Below are 15730 nucleotides of genomic sequence, written 5' to 3' on the forward strand. Positions count from 1 at the left end.
GATTAAAGGTTAACCAGGTTTTCGCTGTTTTCGTTCGAATATTGTTGCGTTGCAGCAATTACCGATCCGTTAATCCATATACCGATCACCCAAAAGGGTGCACAAATGTCGACTACGGCACTTTTTCATGTGCGAAATTGAAGCAAGTCATTCGGTTAGCGCACTTCTTTGGTGCGCAAATAATTGGACTTAATTGGTGTCACAAATGTCTTATTTCGTAAGGTAATAAAAAATAAACTTTATAAAATACTGATTTTAAACAATAAAAAATTAATTTTTCAGATTTTTCAATTTCTGGCACACCGGATGCAATAGGTGAGTCATCGGATAAATTCACATAACAGGAGTAACTTACCGATGATCAAACCTACTATGATGAAAGCTGCTGCACTGGCTCTGGCTGTATCTGCAACTAATATGGCAATCGCTGCTGACACAATTAAAGTCGGCGTTCTGCACTCTCTGTCTGGCACTATGGCGATCTCTGAGACCACTCTGAAAGACACCATGCTGATGCTGATTGAGGATCAGAACAAAAAAGGTGGTCTGCTGGGCAAACAGTTGGAAGCGGTTGTTGTGGACCCTGCATCAAACTGGCCACTGTTCGCCGAAAAGGCGCGTGAATTGATCGAAAAAGAGAAGGTGGATGCCATCTTCGGTGCTTGGACCTCAGTGTCGCGTAAGTCTGTTTTGCCTGTAATCGAAGAGCTCAACTCGCTGATGTTCTACCCAGTGCAATACGAGGGTGAGGAGTCATCTAAAAACGTTTTCTACACCGGTGCTGCGCCAAACCAGCAGGCTATTCCAGCTGTAGAATATCTGATGGATCAGGGTGTTGAACGTTGGGTTCTGGCGGGTACTGACTACGTTTACCCACGTACTACCAACAAAATCCTTGAGGCCTACCTGAAAGACGCAGGCGTTGCCGAAGAAGATATCATGATCAACTACACGCCATTCGGTCACTCTGATTGGCAGTCAATCGTTGCTGATATTAAAAAGTTTGGCGCCGCGGGTAAGAAGACAGCGGTTGTTTCGACTATCAACGGTGATGCCAACGTACCGTTCTACAAAGAGCTCGGCTCTCAGGGCGTAAGCGCTGAGGATATCCCGGTGGTTGCTTTCTCCGTAGGTGAAGAAGAGCTCTCGGGTATGGATACAGCTCCACTGGTAGGCCACTTGGCTGCATGGAACTACTTCATGAGCGTGGACAGCGAAGAGAACGAAGCGTTCATCCAGAAGTGGCACGACTACATCGGCAACGAAGACCGCGTGACCAACGACCCAATGGAAGCACACTACATTGGTTTCAACATGTGGATCGAAGCGGTTGAGAAGGCTGGCACAACTGACCCAGAAGCTGTGCAGGACGCGATCATCGGTGTCTCTGTACCTAACCTAACGGGCGGTCTCTCTACCATGATGCCTAACCACCACATCTCTAAGCCCGTGCTGATCGGTGAGATTCAGGATGACGGCCAGTTCGAGGTGGTCTCTGAAACCAAAGGTTTGGTAGTCGGTGATGCTTGGTCTGACTTCCTGCCAGGCTCTAAGGATCTGATCGCTGACTGGCGTAAGCCGCTGGCCTGCGGTAACTACAACGTAGTTACAGCGAAGTGTTCAGGTCAGAACATGTAATCAGCGCGTTAAAGGCTCCAACCGAGCGCCCGGACCACCGGGCGCTCATCTTCCTTTCCAGGAATACCGAATAAGGATGTTTCCCATGCGCGGAATCACGACCTCTATCGTAAAACTCCTCAGCCTTACACTGCTTCTACTGTCAACAATGTCGGCTTCGCTAACCGCGATGGCGGGCCAAGCACAGTTTGATGCCTATCAGGCGCGCCTTTCCAAGGCGAAATTTGATGAGAAAGCCCAGATTATCCAGAGTTGGATGAGCGAAGATCGCGCCGAGGCGCTATCGCTGATGCAGCTTATGCTTGACTCCCAGCTCTACTACCAGAAAAAAGAGCTGCAACTCTACCGTGTTGAAGATGCCTCGAAAGGTGCCACTGCAGTACGTTTAAGCGACGGCGCGGAGGTGCAGATAGAATCGAAGCGCGATTTCAAGCGCGTGAGCATCAATAACAACCTGCGCGGTACCTTTGGTGGCTGGTTAGCCACCGCAGCGTTAACCGACCCTCACCCTGAAGCGCGCCGAGAGGCAGCGCTTGAGTTGATTGATGCGCCTAGCGAAGCGGTTGTCTCTCAGGTTCGCGAGTTGTCGCTAACCGAAACCGACAGCTCGGTGCTAGCGGCATTCGACATAGTACTGGCCGTTGCGGATCTCTATAGCGAAGAGCAGGGTAAGCCTGCTGCCGCTATTGCGACTCTATCTGGAACACTTGAGCCGGCTGCCCTCGCTGCACTGACTCAGTTCACTGCCAGCGCAACTGATAAAGCGCTGTTGGCGCAGGTCAACAAAGCGATTGATAAGATCAATGATGAAGTTTCGTTTTACGCCGGTGTTGAGACGGTCTACTTCGGCCTGAGTCTTGGCTCAGTCCTGGTGCTGGCTGGTATTGGCCTGGCGATCACCTTCGGTGTAATGGGCGTTATCAATATGGCGCACGGTGAGCTGATTATGATCGGCGCCTACACCACCTATGTGGTACAGCTGTTAATGCCTAACCATATTGAGTACTCGCTGTTTGTCGCTATCCCAGCGGCCTTCGTAGTCTCTGGTCTGGTTGGTATCGCCATAGAACGTGGCGTGATTCGTTTCCTCTACGGTCGTCCGTTGGAGACGCTGCTGGCCACCTTTGGTATCTCTCTGGTGCTACAGCAGGCGGTGCGCTCAATCTTTTCGCCACTCAATCGTAGCGTAGAGACGCCAAGCTGGATGTCTGGGTCGATTGAGATCAATCCCGTGCTGGCACTCACCGAGAGCCGCCTCTACATCATCTTCTTCTGCCTCTTCGTCTTCTTCGCGCTGTCGATGATCATGAAACGCACGCGTCTTGGCCTGCAGGTTCGTGCTGTATCGCAGAACCGTGCAATGGCGCGTGCCATGGGTGTGCGCTCCGAGTGGGTGGATGCCATGACCTTCGGTCTAGGGTCAGGTGTGGCGGGTGTGGCCGGTGTTGCACTGTCACAGCTGACCAACGTGGGTCCTAACCTCGGCCAGGCCTACATCATCGACTCCTTTATGGTCGTGGTGTTCGGCGGTGTCGGTAACCTCTGGGGCACGCTGGTAGCGGGTCTGAGTCTTGGCCTTGCAAACAAGGTGATGGAGCCCTGGGCTGGCGCTGTTCTGGCGAAGATCCTGGTGCTGGTGTTCATCATTCTCTTTATTCAGAAACGTCCGCGCGGTCTCTTCCCGCAGCGTGGCCGTGCAGCGGAGGGTTAATAGATGTTTCTGCTGAATATTCTTAAGAACGATCGCGGAGGCCGCTGGCTGATTTCAGCCTTGGTAGCGCTGATCATTGCAGTACCGCTGCTTAATTCACTGCCGTCAGACTCGGCTCTCCACCTGCCAACTTACTCAATCGCGATTCTGGGTAAGTATTTAACGCTGGCGCTGCTGGCTGTCGCGGTAGATCTGGTGTGGGGTTACCTCGGTATCCTCACCCTAGGTCATGCGGCCTTCTTTGCGCTGGGCGGTTACGCCATGGGGATGTACCTGATGCGTCAGATCGGTGATCGTGGTGTCTACGGTAATCCCGAACTGCCTGACTTTATGGTGTTTCTCAACTGGCAGGAGCTGCCTTGGTTCTGGAGTGGATTCGATAACTTCGGTTTCGCCATGCTAATGGTGGTGTTGGTTCCTGGTATCCTCGCCTTTGTCTTTGGCGCACTAGCATTCCGCTCACGCGTATCGGGCGTCTACCTCTCAATCATTACGCAGGCGCTCACCTTTGCATTGATGCTCGCCTTCTACCGCAACGAGATGGGCTTTGGCGGTAACAACGGTCTGACGGACTTTAAAGATATCCTCGGCTTTAGCCTCTCAGAGGATGCCACCAAGGTGGGGCTGTTTATCGCATCGGCGATAGCGCTGATTGTGGGTTACCTGATTAGCCGCGCAGTCACTGAGAGCCGGGCAGGGCGCGCCTGTGTTGCGGTGCGTGATGCTGAATCACGCGCACGCTTTATGGGCTACCGCGTGGAGAACATCAAACTATGGATCTTTACGTTGTCGGCAATGATTGCCGGTGTTGCGGGCGCACTCTACGTACCGCAGGTGGGCATCATTAATCCCAACGAGTTCTCACCATTGAACTCTATTGAGGTCGTGGTGTGGGTGGCTGTGGGTGGTCGCGCATCACTCTATGGCGCGGTGATTGGCGCACTACTGATCAACTACGCCAAATCCTACTTCACTGTGGAGCTGCCGGATGTCTGGCTCTTTGCTCTCGGTGGTCTGTTTGTTCTGGTAACTCTGTTCTTGCCTAAAGGCGTGACCGGTTTGATGGCCAAGCGAGGAGCTGCAGCATGACAATGGGATTCAATATCAACGAGTTCGCGCAGCGTGACCAGGTGTTCAGCTTTATGCAGCCGAAGTTCAGCGACAAACTCAATGTCGATAAAGAGATTCTGCTCTACCTTGAGGGGCTATCGGTCAGCTTCGATGGCTTCAAGGCGATCAATGATTTAGATCTCTACATACGCGATGGTGAGCTACGCTGCATCATCGGCCCTAACGGCGCTGGAAAAACCACGATGATGGATATCATCACCGGTAAAACTAAACCCGACACAGGCCGTGCTTACTTTGGTCAGACAATTGATCTGCTGAGCCTGGATGAGCCGGCGATCGCTGAGGCGGGGATTGGGCGCAAATTCCAGAAGCCGACCGTCTTTGAGCAGCTCTCGGTATTTGCCAACCTCGAACTTGCGATGGCGCAGTCGCGTGATTTTATCTCCCTGTTCAGAGCGAAGCTGAGTTCCGAGCAGGAGGATCGCATCGATGATGTGATGAAACTGATTGGTCTTGCTGAACACTACGCCAAGCAAGCCGGTTCCCTTTCTCATGGTCAGAAGCAGTGGTTGGAGATCGGTATGTTGCTGATGCAGCAGCCGCGTCTGTTGCTGGTCGACGAACCTGTGGCGGGTATGACGCACCAAGAGATGGATAAAACCGCCGAGCTGCTGATATCGCTGGCGGGTAAACACTCGGTGGTGGTGGTGGAGCACGATATGGAGTTCGTTCGCAATCTCGCTGAGGGCGGGCGTACGGTAACCGTGCTGCATCAGGGAAGTGTGTTAGCTGAGGGGACCATGGACCAGGTTCAGTCGGATGAGCGCGTTAAACAGGTCTACTTGGGCGAATAGCGGTGATTGAGGTAGAGAATAGATGTTAGAACTTAAGTCAGTTAACCAGTTTTACGGCGAGTCTCACACACTCTGGGATCTCGATTTCCATGTGGCCGAGGGCGAGTGCTCGGTGCTGATGGGGCGCAACGGTGTGGGTAAAACCACGCTGCTCGATTGCGTGATGGGCCACAACCCCATCAAAGAAGGGCAAATTCTGTTTCAGGGTGAGGATATCTCTAAGCTCTCAGTGGAGAAGCGACCCTATGTCGGAATTGGCTACGTACCACAGGGACGGCAGATCTTCCCGCTGATGACGGTGGAGGAGAACCTGCAGATTGGTCTGCCGGTGCTACCGCGCGCTAAGCGTAAAATTCCAGACTATATTTTTGATCTCTTTCCTGTGTTAAAAGAGATGCTTAACCGTCGCGGTGGCGACCTCAGTGGTGGTCAGCAGCAACAGTTGGCGATTGCGCGAGCGCTGGTAGTCGATCCGAAGATGCTTATCCTTGACGAACCAACTGAGGGCATCCAGCCCAATATTGTGCAGCAGATCGGTGACATCATCCGCAAGCTCAACGAAGAGTTGGGGCTAACGGTGCTGTTAGTGGAGCAGAAGCTACCCTTTGCGCGCAAAGTGGGTGATAGCTTTACGCTGCTTGACCGCGGTCGCAATGTGGCGAGCGGTGCGATGACCTCGCTGGATGATGCGCTGGTATCGAAATATTTGACGGTGTAGGAGAAAAATTGAACGCTCTAACTCAACGTCAGGGCTGGCTGGCTCAGCTGGAACTTGGCTACCAACTGCGCGGTGAGAAAACCCGTCTGGTGCACTCCAAACGCGAGGGGCCTCTAGCGGTGCAGCGCGCCTTTTATCCTGAAGGGGGTGTGTGCCACACCTACCTGTTGCATCCGCCCGGTGGTGTTGTTGCAGGTGATCAGCTGCACATTGATTTGCGGGTAGAAGCTGACGCCAAGGTCCTGCTAACAACTCCGGGCGCCACTAAGTTCTACCGCTCTACCGGCGCACAGGCTGATCTGACCCAGCAGCTCTATGTAGCTGATGGCGCCTCACTTGAGTGGATGCCGCTGGAGAATATCTTCTTTCCAGAGACCAAGAGCCGCATTCTGACCGAAGTGCATCTGCAGCCGGGCGCTCAGTTTATCGGTTGGGAGATCAACTGTTTGGGTCGCCCCAGCAATGTGGAGCGGTTTGAGCGCGGTCAGATTCACTCCGAGATGCGCATTTTCCGTGACGGTGCCCCTGTGCTTTTTGATCGCTTCGCAACTGATGGTGAATCGATCATCAACTCACCTGTGGGTTTGCGTGGCGTGAGTGGAAACTCAACGCTGATCGCTACCCTCGATGATGCCGAAGTGGTTGAGCAGGTTCAGCGGGTGCTGGACGGTAACAAGCTCGCTGGTGCCACCTTGGTGGATGGTTTGCTGGTGGTGCGCACTATTTCGGAGCAGAGTCATCAGGTTGTTGGGCTGTTTGCAGAGGTTTGGAAGCTGATTCGACCCCATATCAACGGGCGTGACGCCTGTATGCCCCGAATTTGGGCAACCTGATTTGTTACTACACTTAAACGCACCTTGTTGGTGCGTTTTTTATTGCTTTTGCGACTGTTGTGACAGAGTGGGTGCTGCGATTTTCGATATTTTTGCCAAATAGTCCGCTAAATAAACGAAGATCGTGAAAGTTAACTGCAGTAGAGCAAGTTGGTACTCTGCTTGCTCTACAAACTGAAATTACCGAGATCCCATTGTGCCAGTTCGTTGAAGCTGGACATTAGAAGGAGCCACTAATGGAACTCACTCCCAGAGAGAAGGATAAGCTGCTGATCTTTACTGCGGGCCTGTTGGCTGAGCGTCGTAGAGAGCGCGGTTTGAAGCTCAACTACCCGGAAGCGGTTGCGTTTATCAGCGCCGCCATACTGGAGGGCGCCCGTGATGGCCGCACCGTAGCTGATCTAATGGATTACGGTCGTACGCTATTGAAGCGTGAAGATGTGATGGAAGGCGTGCCCGAGATGATCCATGACGTACAGGTTGAGGCGACCTTCCCAGACGGCACCAAGCTGGTCACTGTTCACGAACCTATAGTTTAAAAAATTTTGTAGGAGCGCAGCTCTGCTGCGCGATTTTCAATCTGCAGAAATAGGGTGATCGCGCACCGTAGCTGCGCACCAACAAGGAGATCTAAATGATTCCTGGCGAAATTGTTACCGAACCGGGTGAGATTCACCTAAACGAGGGGCGCGAGACTGAACTGATCTCCGTCTCTAATGTGGGTGACCGTCCGGTCCAGATCGGCTCGCACTACCACTTTTATGAAGTGAATGACTCGCTGATATTCGACAGAGCCGCAGCTCGGGGTTATCGCCTCAATATCGCTGCAGGCACGGCGGTGCGTTTCGAGCCGGGTCAGACGCGTGAGGTTGAGCTGGTTAAGCTGGCTGGCAAGCGCGAGGTTTATGGTTTTCAAGGTCGCGTAAGCGGCAAACTCGACTAGGAGAGCAGGGATGTCACGAATTCAACGCACGGCCTATGCCGAGATGTTTGGCCCGACAACGGGCGACCGCATGCGCCTGGCTGATACCGAGCTCTGGCTGGAGGTTGAGAAGGACCTGACCACCTACGGCGAAGAGGTGAAGTTTGGTGGCGGTAAGGTTATCCGCGACGGTATGGGGCAGTCGCAGGCGATGCGTGCAGAAACACCTGATTTGGTGATAACCAATGCGCTGATCATTGACCACTGGGGCATTATTAAGGCCGATGTAGCGGTCCGCGATGGTCGAATTTTTGCTATCGGCAAAGCTGGAAACCCTGATATTCAGCCCGGTGTCGATATCATTGTAGGCCCAAGCACTGAGGTGATCGCGGGCGAGGGGAGTATCCTCACGGCCGGTGGTATTGATGCTCATATCCACTTTATCTGTCCGCAGCAGGTCGATGAAGCGCTCTGCTCCGGAGTAACCACCATGATTGGCGGCGGTACTGGCCCCGCTACAGGTACAAACGCTACAACCTGTACCCCGGGCGCCTGGAATATTGCACGCATGTTAGCGGCGGCCGACTCGTTGCCGATGAATCTTGGCTTCCTTGGAAAGGGTAACGCGAGCTTGCCAGATCCACTGCGCGAGCAGGTTGAGGCGGGCGCCATAGGTTTGAAACTGCATGAGGACTGGGGTACCACGCCTGCTGCGATCGATAACTGTCTCTCGGTTGCCGAAGAGCACGATATTCAGGTGGCTATCCACACGGATACGCTGAACGAGTCGGGCTTTGTTGAGGCGACCATCGATGCGATTGGTGGCCGGGTGATTCACACCTACCACACCGAGGGTGCCGGTGGTGGTCATGCGCCAGACATCATTAAGGCTGCGGGCCTTAACAACGTGCTGCCATCCTCAACCAACCCAACACGCCCATACACCATCAACACCGTGGATGAGCATCTAGATATGCTGATGGTCTGTCACCATCTGGATCCGAGCATTGCTGAAGATGTCGCTTTTGCGGAGTCGCGTATCCGTCGCGAGACGATTGCGGCCGAGGATATCCTGCATGATCTGGGCGCCTTCTCAATGATCTCGTCAGACTCTCAGGCGATGGGGCGTGTGGGTGAGGTCGTAACGCGTACCTGGCAGACCGCGCATAAAATGAAGGTTCAGCGCGGTGCGCTTGAGGGTGATAACGAGCGTAACGACAACGGTCGTATCAAACGCTATATCGCCAAATACACTATCAACCCTGCTATCGCTCATGGCATCTCGCACGAGGTAGGTTCCATTGAGGTAGGTAAGCTGGCTGATCTAGTGCTGTGGAAGCCGGCCTTCTTCGGCACCAAGCCTAGCCTGGTGCTCAAGGGCGGCATGATTGCCACAGCACCCATGGGTGACCCTAATGCCTCTATCCCAACGCCGCAGCCGGTGCACTACCGTCCTATGTTTGGCAGCTTCGGCAAAGCGGTGCACAGCACCAGTATGATCTTCCTCTCGCAAGCCGCCGAGAAGGCGGGCGTGGCGGAACAGCTCGGTTTGCAGTCGCTGATTGGCGTGGTGAAGGGTTGCCGCACAGCAACCAAAGATAAGATGGTGCATAACGATTGGCAGCCCGATATCGAGGTGGATCCACAGACCTATGAGGTTACCGCGGATGGCATGGCGTTGACCTGTGAGCCGGCTGAAGTACTGCCGATGGCACAGCGGTACTTCTTATTTTAGAAGCAGCGCAGGGTATTGGATTCCCCTGCATCGGTCTAGGCGGCCCGCGATGAGTTTAGGGGCGGTCTGAAGGGAAATTTTGATGATCAAATTGAATAAGAAACTACCGGCGGGTTCTGCGCAGACTGAGCTGAAGCTTGAGCTCAGTATCGATCAGCGGATTCGCTCGCGACTGCGCGTGACGCTGTCCGATGGTCAGGACGCTGGACTGGATCTTGCTCGCGGTTAGATTCTGCGTGGCTGGCAGATTCTCTCAAATGAGGAGGGCGTGTTGGTTGAGGTTGTTGCTGCAGCGGAGCCGCTGTCGGTTGTGCGCACTGCTGATGCACTGCTCAAGTCACGTGTCTGCTACCACCTGGGTAATCGCCATGTGCCGCTGGAGATCAATGACGACTACGTCAGCTACCAGCATGACCATGTGCTCGACGATATGGTTAAAGGGCTGGGTGCTGAAGTGAGTTTTGAATCCCTCGCGTTTGAGCCGGAGGCGGGCGCTTATGGTGGCAGCTCGCATGGGCATTCACATGGCCACTCACATGGTCATTCACACGGCCATTCGCACGATCACTAACTGAATTTATAAAATATTAATTTCATACACTTAGGATTAGATATGAAAACAATTACTACACTATCTCTACTCGCTTTATCACCGGCTGTACTGGCCCATACAGGTGATCATTCGGCTACGGTTTTGGCTTTGGCTCACGCTTTTGGTTCAGTAGACCACCTGGCTGCAGCGCTTGCTGTGATGGCTAGTGTTGCAGCGGTCATCGCTGTAGCTAGCAAGGTTAAAACGAAGCGCGCGCTGCACCGTGCTAAGTGATCTGCGCCTCTTTCAGCTAATCAGCCCATCACTGCCGGTTGGTGCCTTCACCTATTCGCAGGGGCTCGAGCTAGCGGTTGAGCAGGGTTGGGTAGACTCCCAAGCTGCATTTCAAGGTTGGCTAGATGGACAACTGATGCAGTCTCTGGCGACACTGGAGCTGCCGCTGCTAGATCGTATGCTGGATGCTATCGAAGCTGAGAACTCGGCCGAGTTGCTTACTCTGGCACAGCATCTCTTGGCTTGGCGCGAAACCAAAGAGCTTAGACTCGAGGAGTCTCAACGGGGAGCTGCACTCGCGCGGCTGCTACCACAACTCGAGATTGAGTTGGATGCTGAGCAGCTTCAGGCGTGCAAGCTTACTCAGCTTGCGGGCATCGCTATCGCTGCTCACCAATGGCAGATCGAGCGCGACAAGCTGTTTGCCGGCTACCTGTGGAGCTGGCTCGAGAATGCCGTGATGGCCGGCGTGAAACTGATCCCCCTAGGGCAGACCCAGGGGCAGCAGACTCTCAAAGCGATGGCGCTGCGAGTTGAAGAGGCGGTGGCTAGCGCAAAACAGGTAACTGAGCCGGGCAGCGTCACTCCGGCATTGGCAATTGCTAGCAGTCGCCACGAAACCCAATACACACGACTCTTCCGTTCATAACGGCGGGTCTGATTGTTCTGTTAAGGAGATAACAGATGAGCGAATACAAATCCCCACTGCGCATTGGTGTCGGTGGCCCCGTAGGTTCAGGTAAAACCGCACTGCTTGAAGCGCTGTGTAAGACCATGCGTGATGACTACAACCTGGCAGTCGTAACCAACGATATCTACACCCAGGAGGATGCCAAAATCCTTACGCGCGCCGAGGCGCTAGCGCCTGATCGCATTATTGGTGTGGAGACTGGCGGCTGTCCTCACACCGCCATTCGTGAAGATGCTTCAATGAACCTGGCTGCAGTCGAAGAGCTGGCACAGCGCCACAAAACGCTGGACCTTGTGTTTGTTGAGTCGGGCGGTGATAACCTCAGTGCCACCTTTAGCCCAGAGCTGGCTGATCTGACGATCTATGTGATCGATGTAGCAGAGGGTGAGAAGATTCCGCGTAAGGGTGGCCCGGGTATCACTAAGTCAGATCTATTGGTGATCAACAAGATCGATTTGGCGCCGTATGTTGGAGCGGATCTCTCTGTGATGGAGTCAGACACCAACCGAATGCGCCCGGAGAAGCCTTGGGTGTTCACCAACCTCAAAGAGCGTCAGGGCCTCAACGAAATCATCGATTTCATCGTCCACCACGGGATGCTTGAAAAGGCGTCTTGAACCGCCGCCGTAGGAGCGATGTACGTCGTTGCCGTATTGCGCGACCGTTTTGCGATATCTAACGGGTAAGGTCGGGAAATAGCACTTCGCGCTACATCTCTCCTACGTGGTTTTTAGAGAGTCCAGTCGGGTCTTGGGAAGTGACAGGTGTAGCCCATCGGGTAGCGCTCTAGGTAGTCCTGGTGTTCGGGCTCAGCATCCCAGAAAGGAGCGGCTGTGCTCACTTTAGTCACCACCTTACCGGGCCATTTGCCTGATGCATCAATGTCTGCGATAGTCTGCAGTGCTGTTTGGCGTTGTTCATCGCTAAGCGTGAAGATGTGAGAGCGGTAGGACGAACCAATGTCGTTGCCCTGACGATCCACAGTCGTTGGGTCGTGAATCTTAAAGAAGAATTCGAGCATCTGGCGGTAGGAGATAGTGGCTGGGTCAAAAACTATCTCTATCGCCTCAGCGTGGCCGGGATGATTGCGGTAGGTGGGATGATCATTCTCACCCCCGGTGTATCCTACGCGAGTGTCGATAACCCCAGGCAGCTTGCGTATCAGATCTTGCATTCCCCAGAAGCAACCTCCAGCGAGGATTGCTGTTTCATTTGCTGTGCTCATAGTTCACTTGTCCTTTTATATTCCTAGGCTAACCAGGCTAGGGAGATCAGCGACAGTGCGCTGGTCCAGATAACCACTGGAGCAATTACGTCGGTGCGCACGCCATGGAGCAGTGCCAACGAGAAGGCCATTGCGCCTGATGGGCCTGCTGCATTCAGTACAAACCGGTCAGCCCAGTTGTTGCCGGGCGCAAGAGCGCTTAGTGCGACAAACACCAACGCCGGAAACAGAAAGAGTTTCATCGCGGTAATGCCAACCACAGGTACGCTCGGTTTTGCGGCTTGTCCAGATAGAATGACGCCTAAAGCAAAGAGCGTGAGCGGTGCTGCAGCGGCACCCGCAAAGCGCGCAGCCGTCATGATCGGTTCGGGCACCGAGATACCTACCAAATTTAACAGCACGGCCAAAAAAATCCCGATCAGAATAGGGTTGGAGGTCAACTTCTTGAGCGACGTTAGAGGTGACTCTTTGCCCGCCATCATCTCTGTGGTGATGATAAAGAAGCCAAAAACGATGGAGGAGTCGAGTGCGACAATTGCGGTGATCGGTAGCGCACCCGTCTCGCCGTAGATCAGCACCGATATGGGCCAGATGTAGAGCAGCGAGTTCACGAAAACCACTGCCATGCCGAGCAACCAGGACTCCAGATGGTCACGCTTAAATAGATAGCGCGCGACGGCGTAGCCCAGCAGAAAACCGATCACCTCGCACAGAAGATAGATTGCCAGGGCACCGAAGCGAATTGTGCCGAAGTCGAGGCTGCTCAACAGGGCAAAGATCAGGGGTGGCTGGAGGGTCAGGAAGGCAACTCGGTTGACGGTGCGTGCTTCATCAGCGCTGAAGGTTTTGCGCCGACCCATCAAAAAGCCGATCGCTAGAATCGCAAAGACGGGGAGTATGTTGTGCGTGAGTACCTGGAGCATGGTTGGAGGAGGGCTCCTAATCCGGGGGTCTTGTCAGCTACTCTTGATACCATACCGCCATACGCAGCAGATTAGTTAGTTTTTCCTGAGTAATATTTGTCCCACCATTCAAAAAGTTAGTTACAGCGACCGCAGCGACCACCATATCTTTCTCGAACGTGAAGACGGGGTGCATGGGGTCCACCACCGCGTAGATAACCCAACGACCTTGTTTATTTTGTTTAAGACAGTGACTCACTATCTAACTCCTCCCCGCTACTATGTTTCAGAATAGCAAAAGATCCTGAGTTCGCTGGGTAATAGAGCTTTAGATTTAGATTAATTGAGGCTCGGGCCACCACCCGGGTAGTAGAGAGCGAATCTCAGGTCGACTGAAGCGTGGGTCGATCAGCAGCAGCTCACCTGCATCTTGCTGGGTGCGAATCAATCGACCGGCGGCCTGCACCACCTTCTGCATTCCCGGGTAGAGGTAGGTGTACTCATAGCCCTGTCCAAAACGCTCGTCGAAGCGCTGGCGCATTAGCTGGTGCAGACTATCGAACGGCGGCAAACCAAGAGTTGCAACGGTAACGCCGATCAAACGATCCCCAGCCAAGTCGACCCCTTCGGCGAACAGGCCGCCTAGTACTGCCATTCCCAATAGCTGGCTATCCTCGGTAAAGGCATCGAGGTAGGCCTGACGCTCCGGCTGACGCATACCGGAGGTCTGCAGATGCAGCGCTATGTTGGGCGAGCGCAGGGCCACGGCCTCAGCTATCTGCTGTAAGTAGCTGAAGCTAGAGGCGAAGAAGAGGTGATTACCGGGACGAGTCTCGAACTGTTCGATGAGTAGTTCGGCTATTGGGGCGACTGAACGGTTGCGCACCTGAAAGCGCGTATCTATGCGGCTGCAGAGTTTGACGCGTAGCTGCTCCTGCAAAAAAGGTGAGGGTAGTGAGCCTTGCGCGCACTCTGTATCCAATCCGAGGAGTTGTTGGTAGTAGTCGAACGGTTTGAGCGTCGCAGAGAAGAGCGTGACTGAGTGCAGGTCAGCCCAGCGTGGTGCCAGAAATATAGATGGATCGAGATTGAGAATAGCGAGTTCGCCGGCACCACGCCTAGGCTTGGCACGTCGCACCACCGAGTGATCGCCGAATACCTCGGCTAATTTGAGATAAGCGGAAGCGCTAAAGAGCATCTGCTGCAGCTCTAGCTGGTCCGGCTGTTCGGCCAGCAATTCGCTGATCTCCGTGCAGAGGCTCTGCAGTGCGTATTCGAGCTTTTCAGGTGGTGCCTCATCAAACACCGGCTCTTTGCTGGAGGCCATGTCTAAACCTTTGCAGGCTTCCTGCCAGCCTCGCTGCACGCCATCCAGGGCTTTCTTCAGCTTTACCCGTTTGGTGTCAAAGCGAAACTGCGATTGCTGCAGTTCGACTGAGTAGAGGTCGCGACAGCGTGACACCAGATTGTGAGACTCGTCGACTAGCGCAATCGCTCGCCACTCATCTTGTTGTAGATAGGCACTGAGCAAGGCCGTCGGTGCAAGGTACTGGTTAATATCCGCCACAACGACATCGGCCCAGCGCGCCATCTCCTGTCCAAAAAAGTAGGGGCAGATCTGATGCTGCGCAGCAACCGCACGCAGCCCTTCGACATCCAGGTTTGTGTCGCTCAGCGCAAACGCGGCTTCACGCGCGTCCGGTAGTTTATCGAAGAAACCTTTGGCGAGCGGGCAACTCTCGCCTTGGCAGAGCTTGTCCGGCTCAATGCAACCCGCCTCTTTGGAACTGAGCTCAACCACCCTGAGTGGAACTGCGTTAGCATCGCGCAGTTGCTCGATCCCCTCGAGCCCAATCGCTCGGGCGGTGTTGCGAGTGGTGAGGTAGAGCAGACGATCGATATCACTACTAACCATCGCGCGCAAAGCGGGGAATAGAGTGCCCAGTGTCTTGCCGGATCCAGTCGGCGCCTCAAGCAATAATTGACGTTCGGTCCGCACCGCTTTGAAAACGGACTCGGCTAAATCACGCTGGCCTTTACGAAACTCAGAGTAGGGGAAGCTTAATTGCTCAAGTGCCGTGTCTCGCTCCTTTCGAGCGGCTAAGCGCAGCTTATGCCATTGAATGTAGTGCGCTACCAACAACTCAAGCTCAGTGAGCAGCTCTTGCGCTTGGGCTGTCTCATTCAGTTCAGTCACCTCATCTTTGGCGACCTCAAGATAGGTTAGGCGCAGGTTGATGCTGCCCCACTCCTGCTGCTGACATAGAATGGCTGCATAGCAGCGCAACTGCGCCCAGTGCAGAGCCCGCTGCCCCGCTGACTGGCGCTCAAGGTCTCCGCGGTGCGTTTTGATCTCCTCGACTAAGCGCTTGGAGATATCCACGCCATCTGCGCGCCCGCGCAGCAGTAATCCATCTATCGCTATTTCCAGTGGGTACTCAGGCGTATAACCGGCCGGGCGTTTACGTTGTAAGCGTTGATGCCCCTCTATGCCCTCGGCAGCAGTGGGCGCGGGTGTGTACCGTAGATCGATATCACCGGTGCGTGCGGCAAATTCGCACAGCGAACGGATCGAGATGCGGTTGGCACGTTTAGTCACTCGCT

Annotated in this window: 18 protein-coding genes; 14 read left to right on the forward strand and 4 right to left on the reverse strand. The window is 54.2% G+C overall.

What is annotated here, in order from left to right; translation table 11 throughout:
• Positions 1 to 357: 357 nt before the first annotated feature.
• From urtA to ureG, 14 genes are all read left to right on the forward strand, one after another.
• Positions 358 to 1638, forward strand: a complete 1281-nt coding sequence (gene urtA / locus AC1WNR_RS06595; protein ID WP_481643722.1) for an urea ABC transporter substrate-binding protein — start codon at positions 358 to 360, stop codon at positions 1636 to 1638.
• 85 nt (positions 1639 to 1723) lie between these two features.
• Positions 1724 to 3349, forward strand: coding sequence for an urea ABC transporter permease subunit UrtB (gene urtB / locus AC1WNR_RS06600; protein WP_481643723.1), 1626 nt, complete (start codon positions 1724 to 1726; stop codon positions 3347 to 3349).
• Positions 3350 to 3352: 3 nt separating this feature from the next.
• Positions 3353 to 4438, forward strand: coding sequence for an urea ABC transporter permease subunit UrtC (gene urtC / locus AC1WNR_RS06605; protein WP_481643724.1), 1086 nt, complete (start codon positions 3353 to 3355; stop codon positions 4436 to 4438).
• Positions 4435 to 5274, forward strand: coding sequence for an urea ABC transporter ATP-binding protein UrtD (gene urtD, locus AC1WNR_RS06610; protein ID WP_481643725.1), 840 nt, complete (start codon positions 4435 to 4437; stop codon positions 5272 to 5274). The genes urtC and urtD overlap by 4 nt, the downstream gene beginning before the upstream one ends.
• Positions 5275 to 5296: 22 nt before the next feature.
• The gene (gene urtE / locus AC1WNR_RS06615; RefSeq protein ID WP_481643726.1) at positions 5297 to 5992 is read left to right on the forward strand and encodes an urea ABC transporter ATP-binding subunit UrtE; all 696 of its coding nucleotides are present in this window, start codon (positions 5297 to 5299) and stop codon (positions 5990 to 5992) included.
• A gap of 8 nt (positions 5993 to 6000) precedes the next feature.
• A complete protein-coding gene (locus AC1WNR_RS06620) occupies positions 6001 to 6825 on the forward strand; it encodes an urease accessory protein UreD (protein WP_481643727.1) in 825 nt (274 codons plus the stop codon).
• A 236-nt stretch (positions 6826 to 7061) separates the two neighbouring features.
• Complete coding sequence (gene ureA / locus AC1WNR_RS06625) at positions 7062 to 7364, forward strand: urease subunit gamma (RefSeq protein ID WP_481643728.1); 303 nt, start codon at positions 7062 to 7064, stop codon at positions 7362 to 7364.
• 95 nt (positions 7365 to 7459) lie between these two features.
• Positions 7460 to 7768: an urease subunit beta gene (locus tag AC1WNR_RS06630; protein ID WP_481643729.1), complete on the forward strand. Its 309-nt coding sequence runs from the start codon at positions 7460 to 7462 to the stop codon at positions 7766 to 7768.
• A 10-nt stretch (positions 7769 to 7778) separates the two neighbouring features.
• Positions 7779 to 9482, forward strand: a complete 1704-nt coding sequence (ureC, locus tag AC1WNR_RS06635; protein ID WP_481643730.1) for an urease subunit alpha — start codon at positions 7779 to 7781, stop codon at positions 9480 to 9482.
• A gap of 82 nt (positions 9483 to 9564) precedes the next feature.
• Positions 9565 to 9711 carry an urease accessory protein UreE N-terminal domain-containing protein gene (locus AC1WNR_RS06640; RefSeq protein WP_481643731.1) on the forward strand — a complete coding sequence of 49 codons (147 nt, stop codon included), beginning with the start codon at positions 9565 to 9567 and terminating at the stop codon, positions 9709 to 9711.
• A 3-nt stretch (positions 9712 to 9714) separates the two neighbouring features.
• A complete protein-coding gene (locus AC1WNR_RS06645; protein WP_481645370.1) occupies positions 9715 to 10053 on the forward strand; it encodes an urease accessory protein UreE in 339 nt (112 codons plus the stop codon).
• 42 nt (positions 10054 to 10095) lie between these two features.
• Entirely contained in the window at positions 10096 to 10308 is a 213-nt protein-coding gene (locus tag AC1WNR_RS06650) for a hypothetical protein (protein WP_481643732.1), read from the forward strand.
• Positions 10298 to 10957: an urease accessory protein UreF gene (locus AC1WNR_RS06655; protein WP_481643733.1), complete on the forward strand. Its 660-nt coding sequence runs from the start codon at positions 10298 to 10300 to the stop codon at positions 10955 to 10957. The genes AC1WNR_RS06650 and AC1WNR_RS06655 overlap by 11 nt, the downstream gene beginning before the upstream one ends.
• 35 nt (positions 10958 to 10992) lie before the next feature.
• Positions 10993 to 11616 (forward strand): urease accessory protein UreG, encoded by a 624-nt coding sequence (gene ureG, locus AC1WNR_RS06660; RefSeq protein WP_481643734.1) that lies wholly within the window; start codon positions 10993 to 10995, stop codon positions 11614 to 11616.
• 113 nt (positions 11617 to 11729) lie between these two features.
• Here ureG and msrA read toward each other — a convergent pair whose 3' ends face one another.
• The 4 genes from msrA to AC1WNR_RS06680 all read right to left on the reverse strand — a co-directional run bounded on the left by msrA (position 11730) and on the right by AC1WNR_RS06680 (position 15725).
• Positions 11730 to 12224: a peptide-methionine (S)-S-oxide reductase MsrA gene (gene msrA, locus AC1WNR_RS06665; protein WP_481643735.1), complete on the reverse strand. Its 495-nt coding sequence runs from the start codon at positions 12222 to 12224 to the stop codon at positions 11730 to 11732.
• Between the two features lie 23 nt (positions 12225 to 12247).
• Positions 12248 to 13147: an AEC family transporter gene (locus AC1WNR_RS06670; protein WP_481643736.1), complete on the reverse strand. Its 900-nt coding sequence runs from the start codon at positions 13145 to 13147 to the stop codon at positions 12248 to 12250.
• 37 nt (positions 13148 to 13184) lie between these two features.
• Positions 13185 to 13385 (reverse strand): hypothetical protein, encoded by a 201-nt coding sequence (locus AC1WNR_RS06675; protein ID WP_481643737.1) that lies wholly within the window; start codon positions 13383 to 13385, stop codon positions 13185 to 13187.
• 75 nt (positions 13386 to 13460) lie between these two features.
• A complete protein-coding gene (locus AC1WNR_RS06680; protein WP_481643738.1) occupies positions 13461 to 15725 on the reverse strand; it encodes an ATP-dependent DNA helicase in 2265 nt (754 codons plus the stop codon).
• Positions 15726 to 15730: the final 5 nt, after the last annotated feature.

The sequence above is a fragment of the Marinobacterium marisflavi genome, assembly GCF_982447095.1.

Coding starts and splice junctions, on each gene's coding strand:
- AC1WNR_RS06650 (WP_481643732.1), top strand. CDS start 10,096: ATGAAAACAATTACTACACTATCTCTACTCGCTTTATCACCGGCTGTA.
- urtE (WP_481643726.1), top strand. CDS start 5,297: ATGTTAGAACTTAAGTCAGTTAACCAGTTTTACGGCGAGTCTCACACA.
- AC1WNR_RS06670 (WP_481643736.1), bottom strand. CDS start 13,147: ATGCTCCAGGTACTCACGCACAACATACTCCCCGTCTTTGCGATTCTA.
- AC1WNR_RS06630 (WP_481643729.1), top strand. CDS start 7,460: ATGATTCCTGGCGAAATTGTTACCGAACCGGGTGAGATTCACCTAAAC.
- AC1WNR_RS06640 (WP_481643731.1), top strand. CDS start 9,565: ATGATCAAATTGAATAAGAAACTACCGGCGGGTTCTGCGCAGACTGAG.
- ureG (WP_481643734.1), top strand. CDS start 10,993: ATGAGCGAATACAAATCCCCACTGCGCATTGGTGTCGGTGGCCCCGTA.
- urtD (WP_481643725.1), top strand. CDS start 4,435: ATGACAATGGGATTCAATATCAACGAGTTCGCGCAGCGTGACCAGGTG.
- msrA (WP_481643735.1), bottom strand. CDS start 12,224: ATGAGCACAGCAAATGAAACAGCAATCCTCGCTGGAGGTTGCTTCTGG.
- urtA (WP_481643722.1), top strand. CDS start 358: ATGATCAAACCTACTATGATGAAAGCTGCTGCACTGGCTCTGGCTGTA.
- urtB (WP_481643723.1), top strand. CDS start 1,724: ATGCGCGGAATCACGACCTCTATCGTAAAACTCCTCAGCCTTACACTG.
- ureA (WP_481643728.1), top strand. CDS start 7,062: ATGGAACTCACTCCCAGAGAGAAGGATAAGCTGCTGATCTTTACTGCG.
- urtC (WP_481643724.1), top strand. CDS start 3,353: ATGTTTCTGCTGAATATTCTTAAGAACGATCGCGGAGGCCGCTGGCTG.
- ureC (WP_481643730.1), top strand. CDS start 7,779: ATGTCACGAATTCAACGCACGGCCTATGCCGAGATGTTTGGCCCGACA.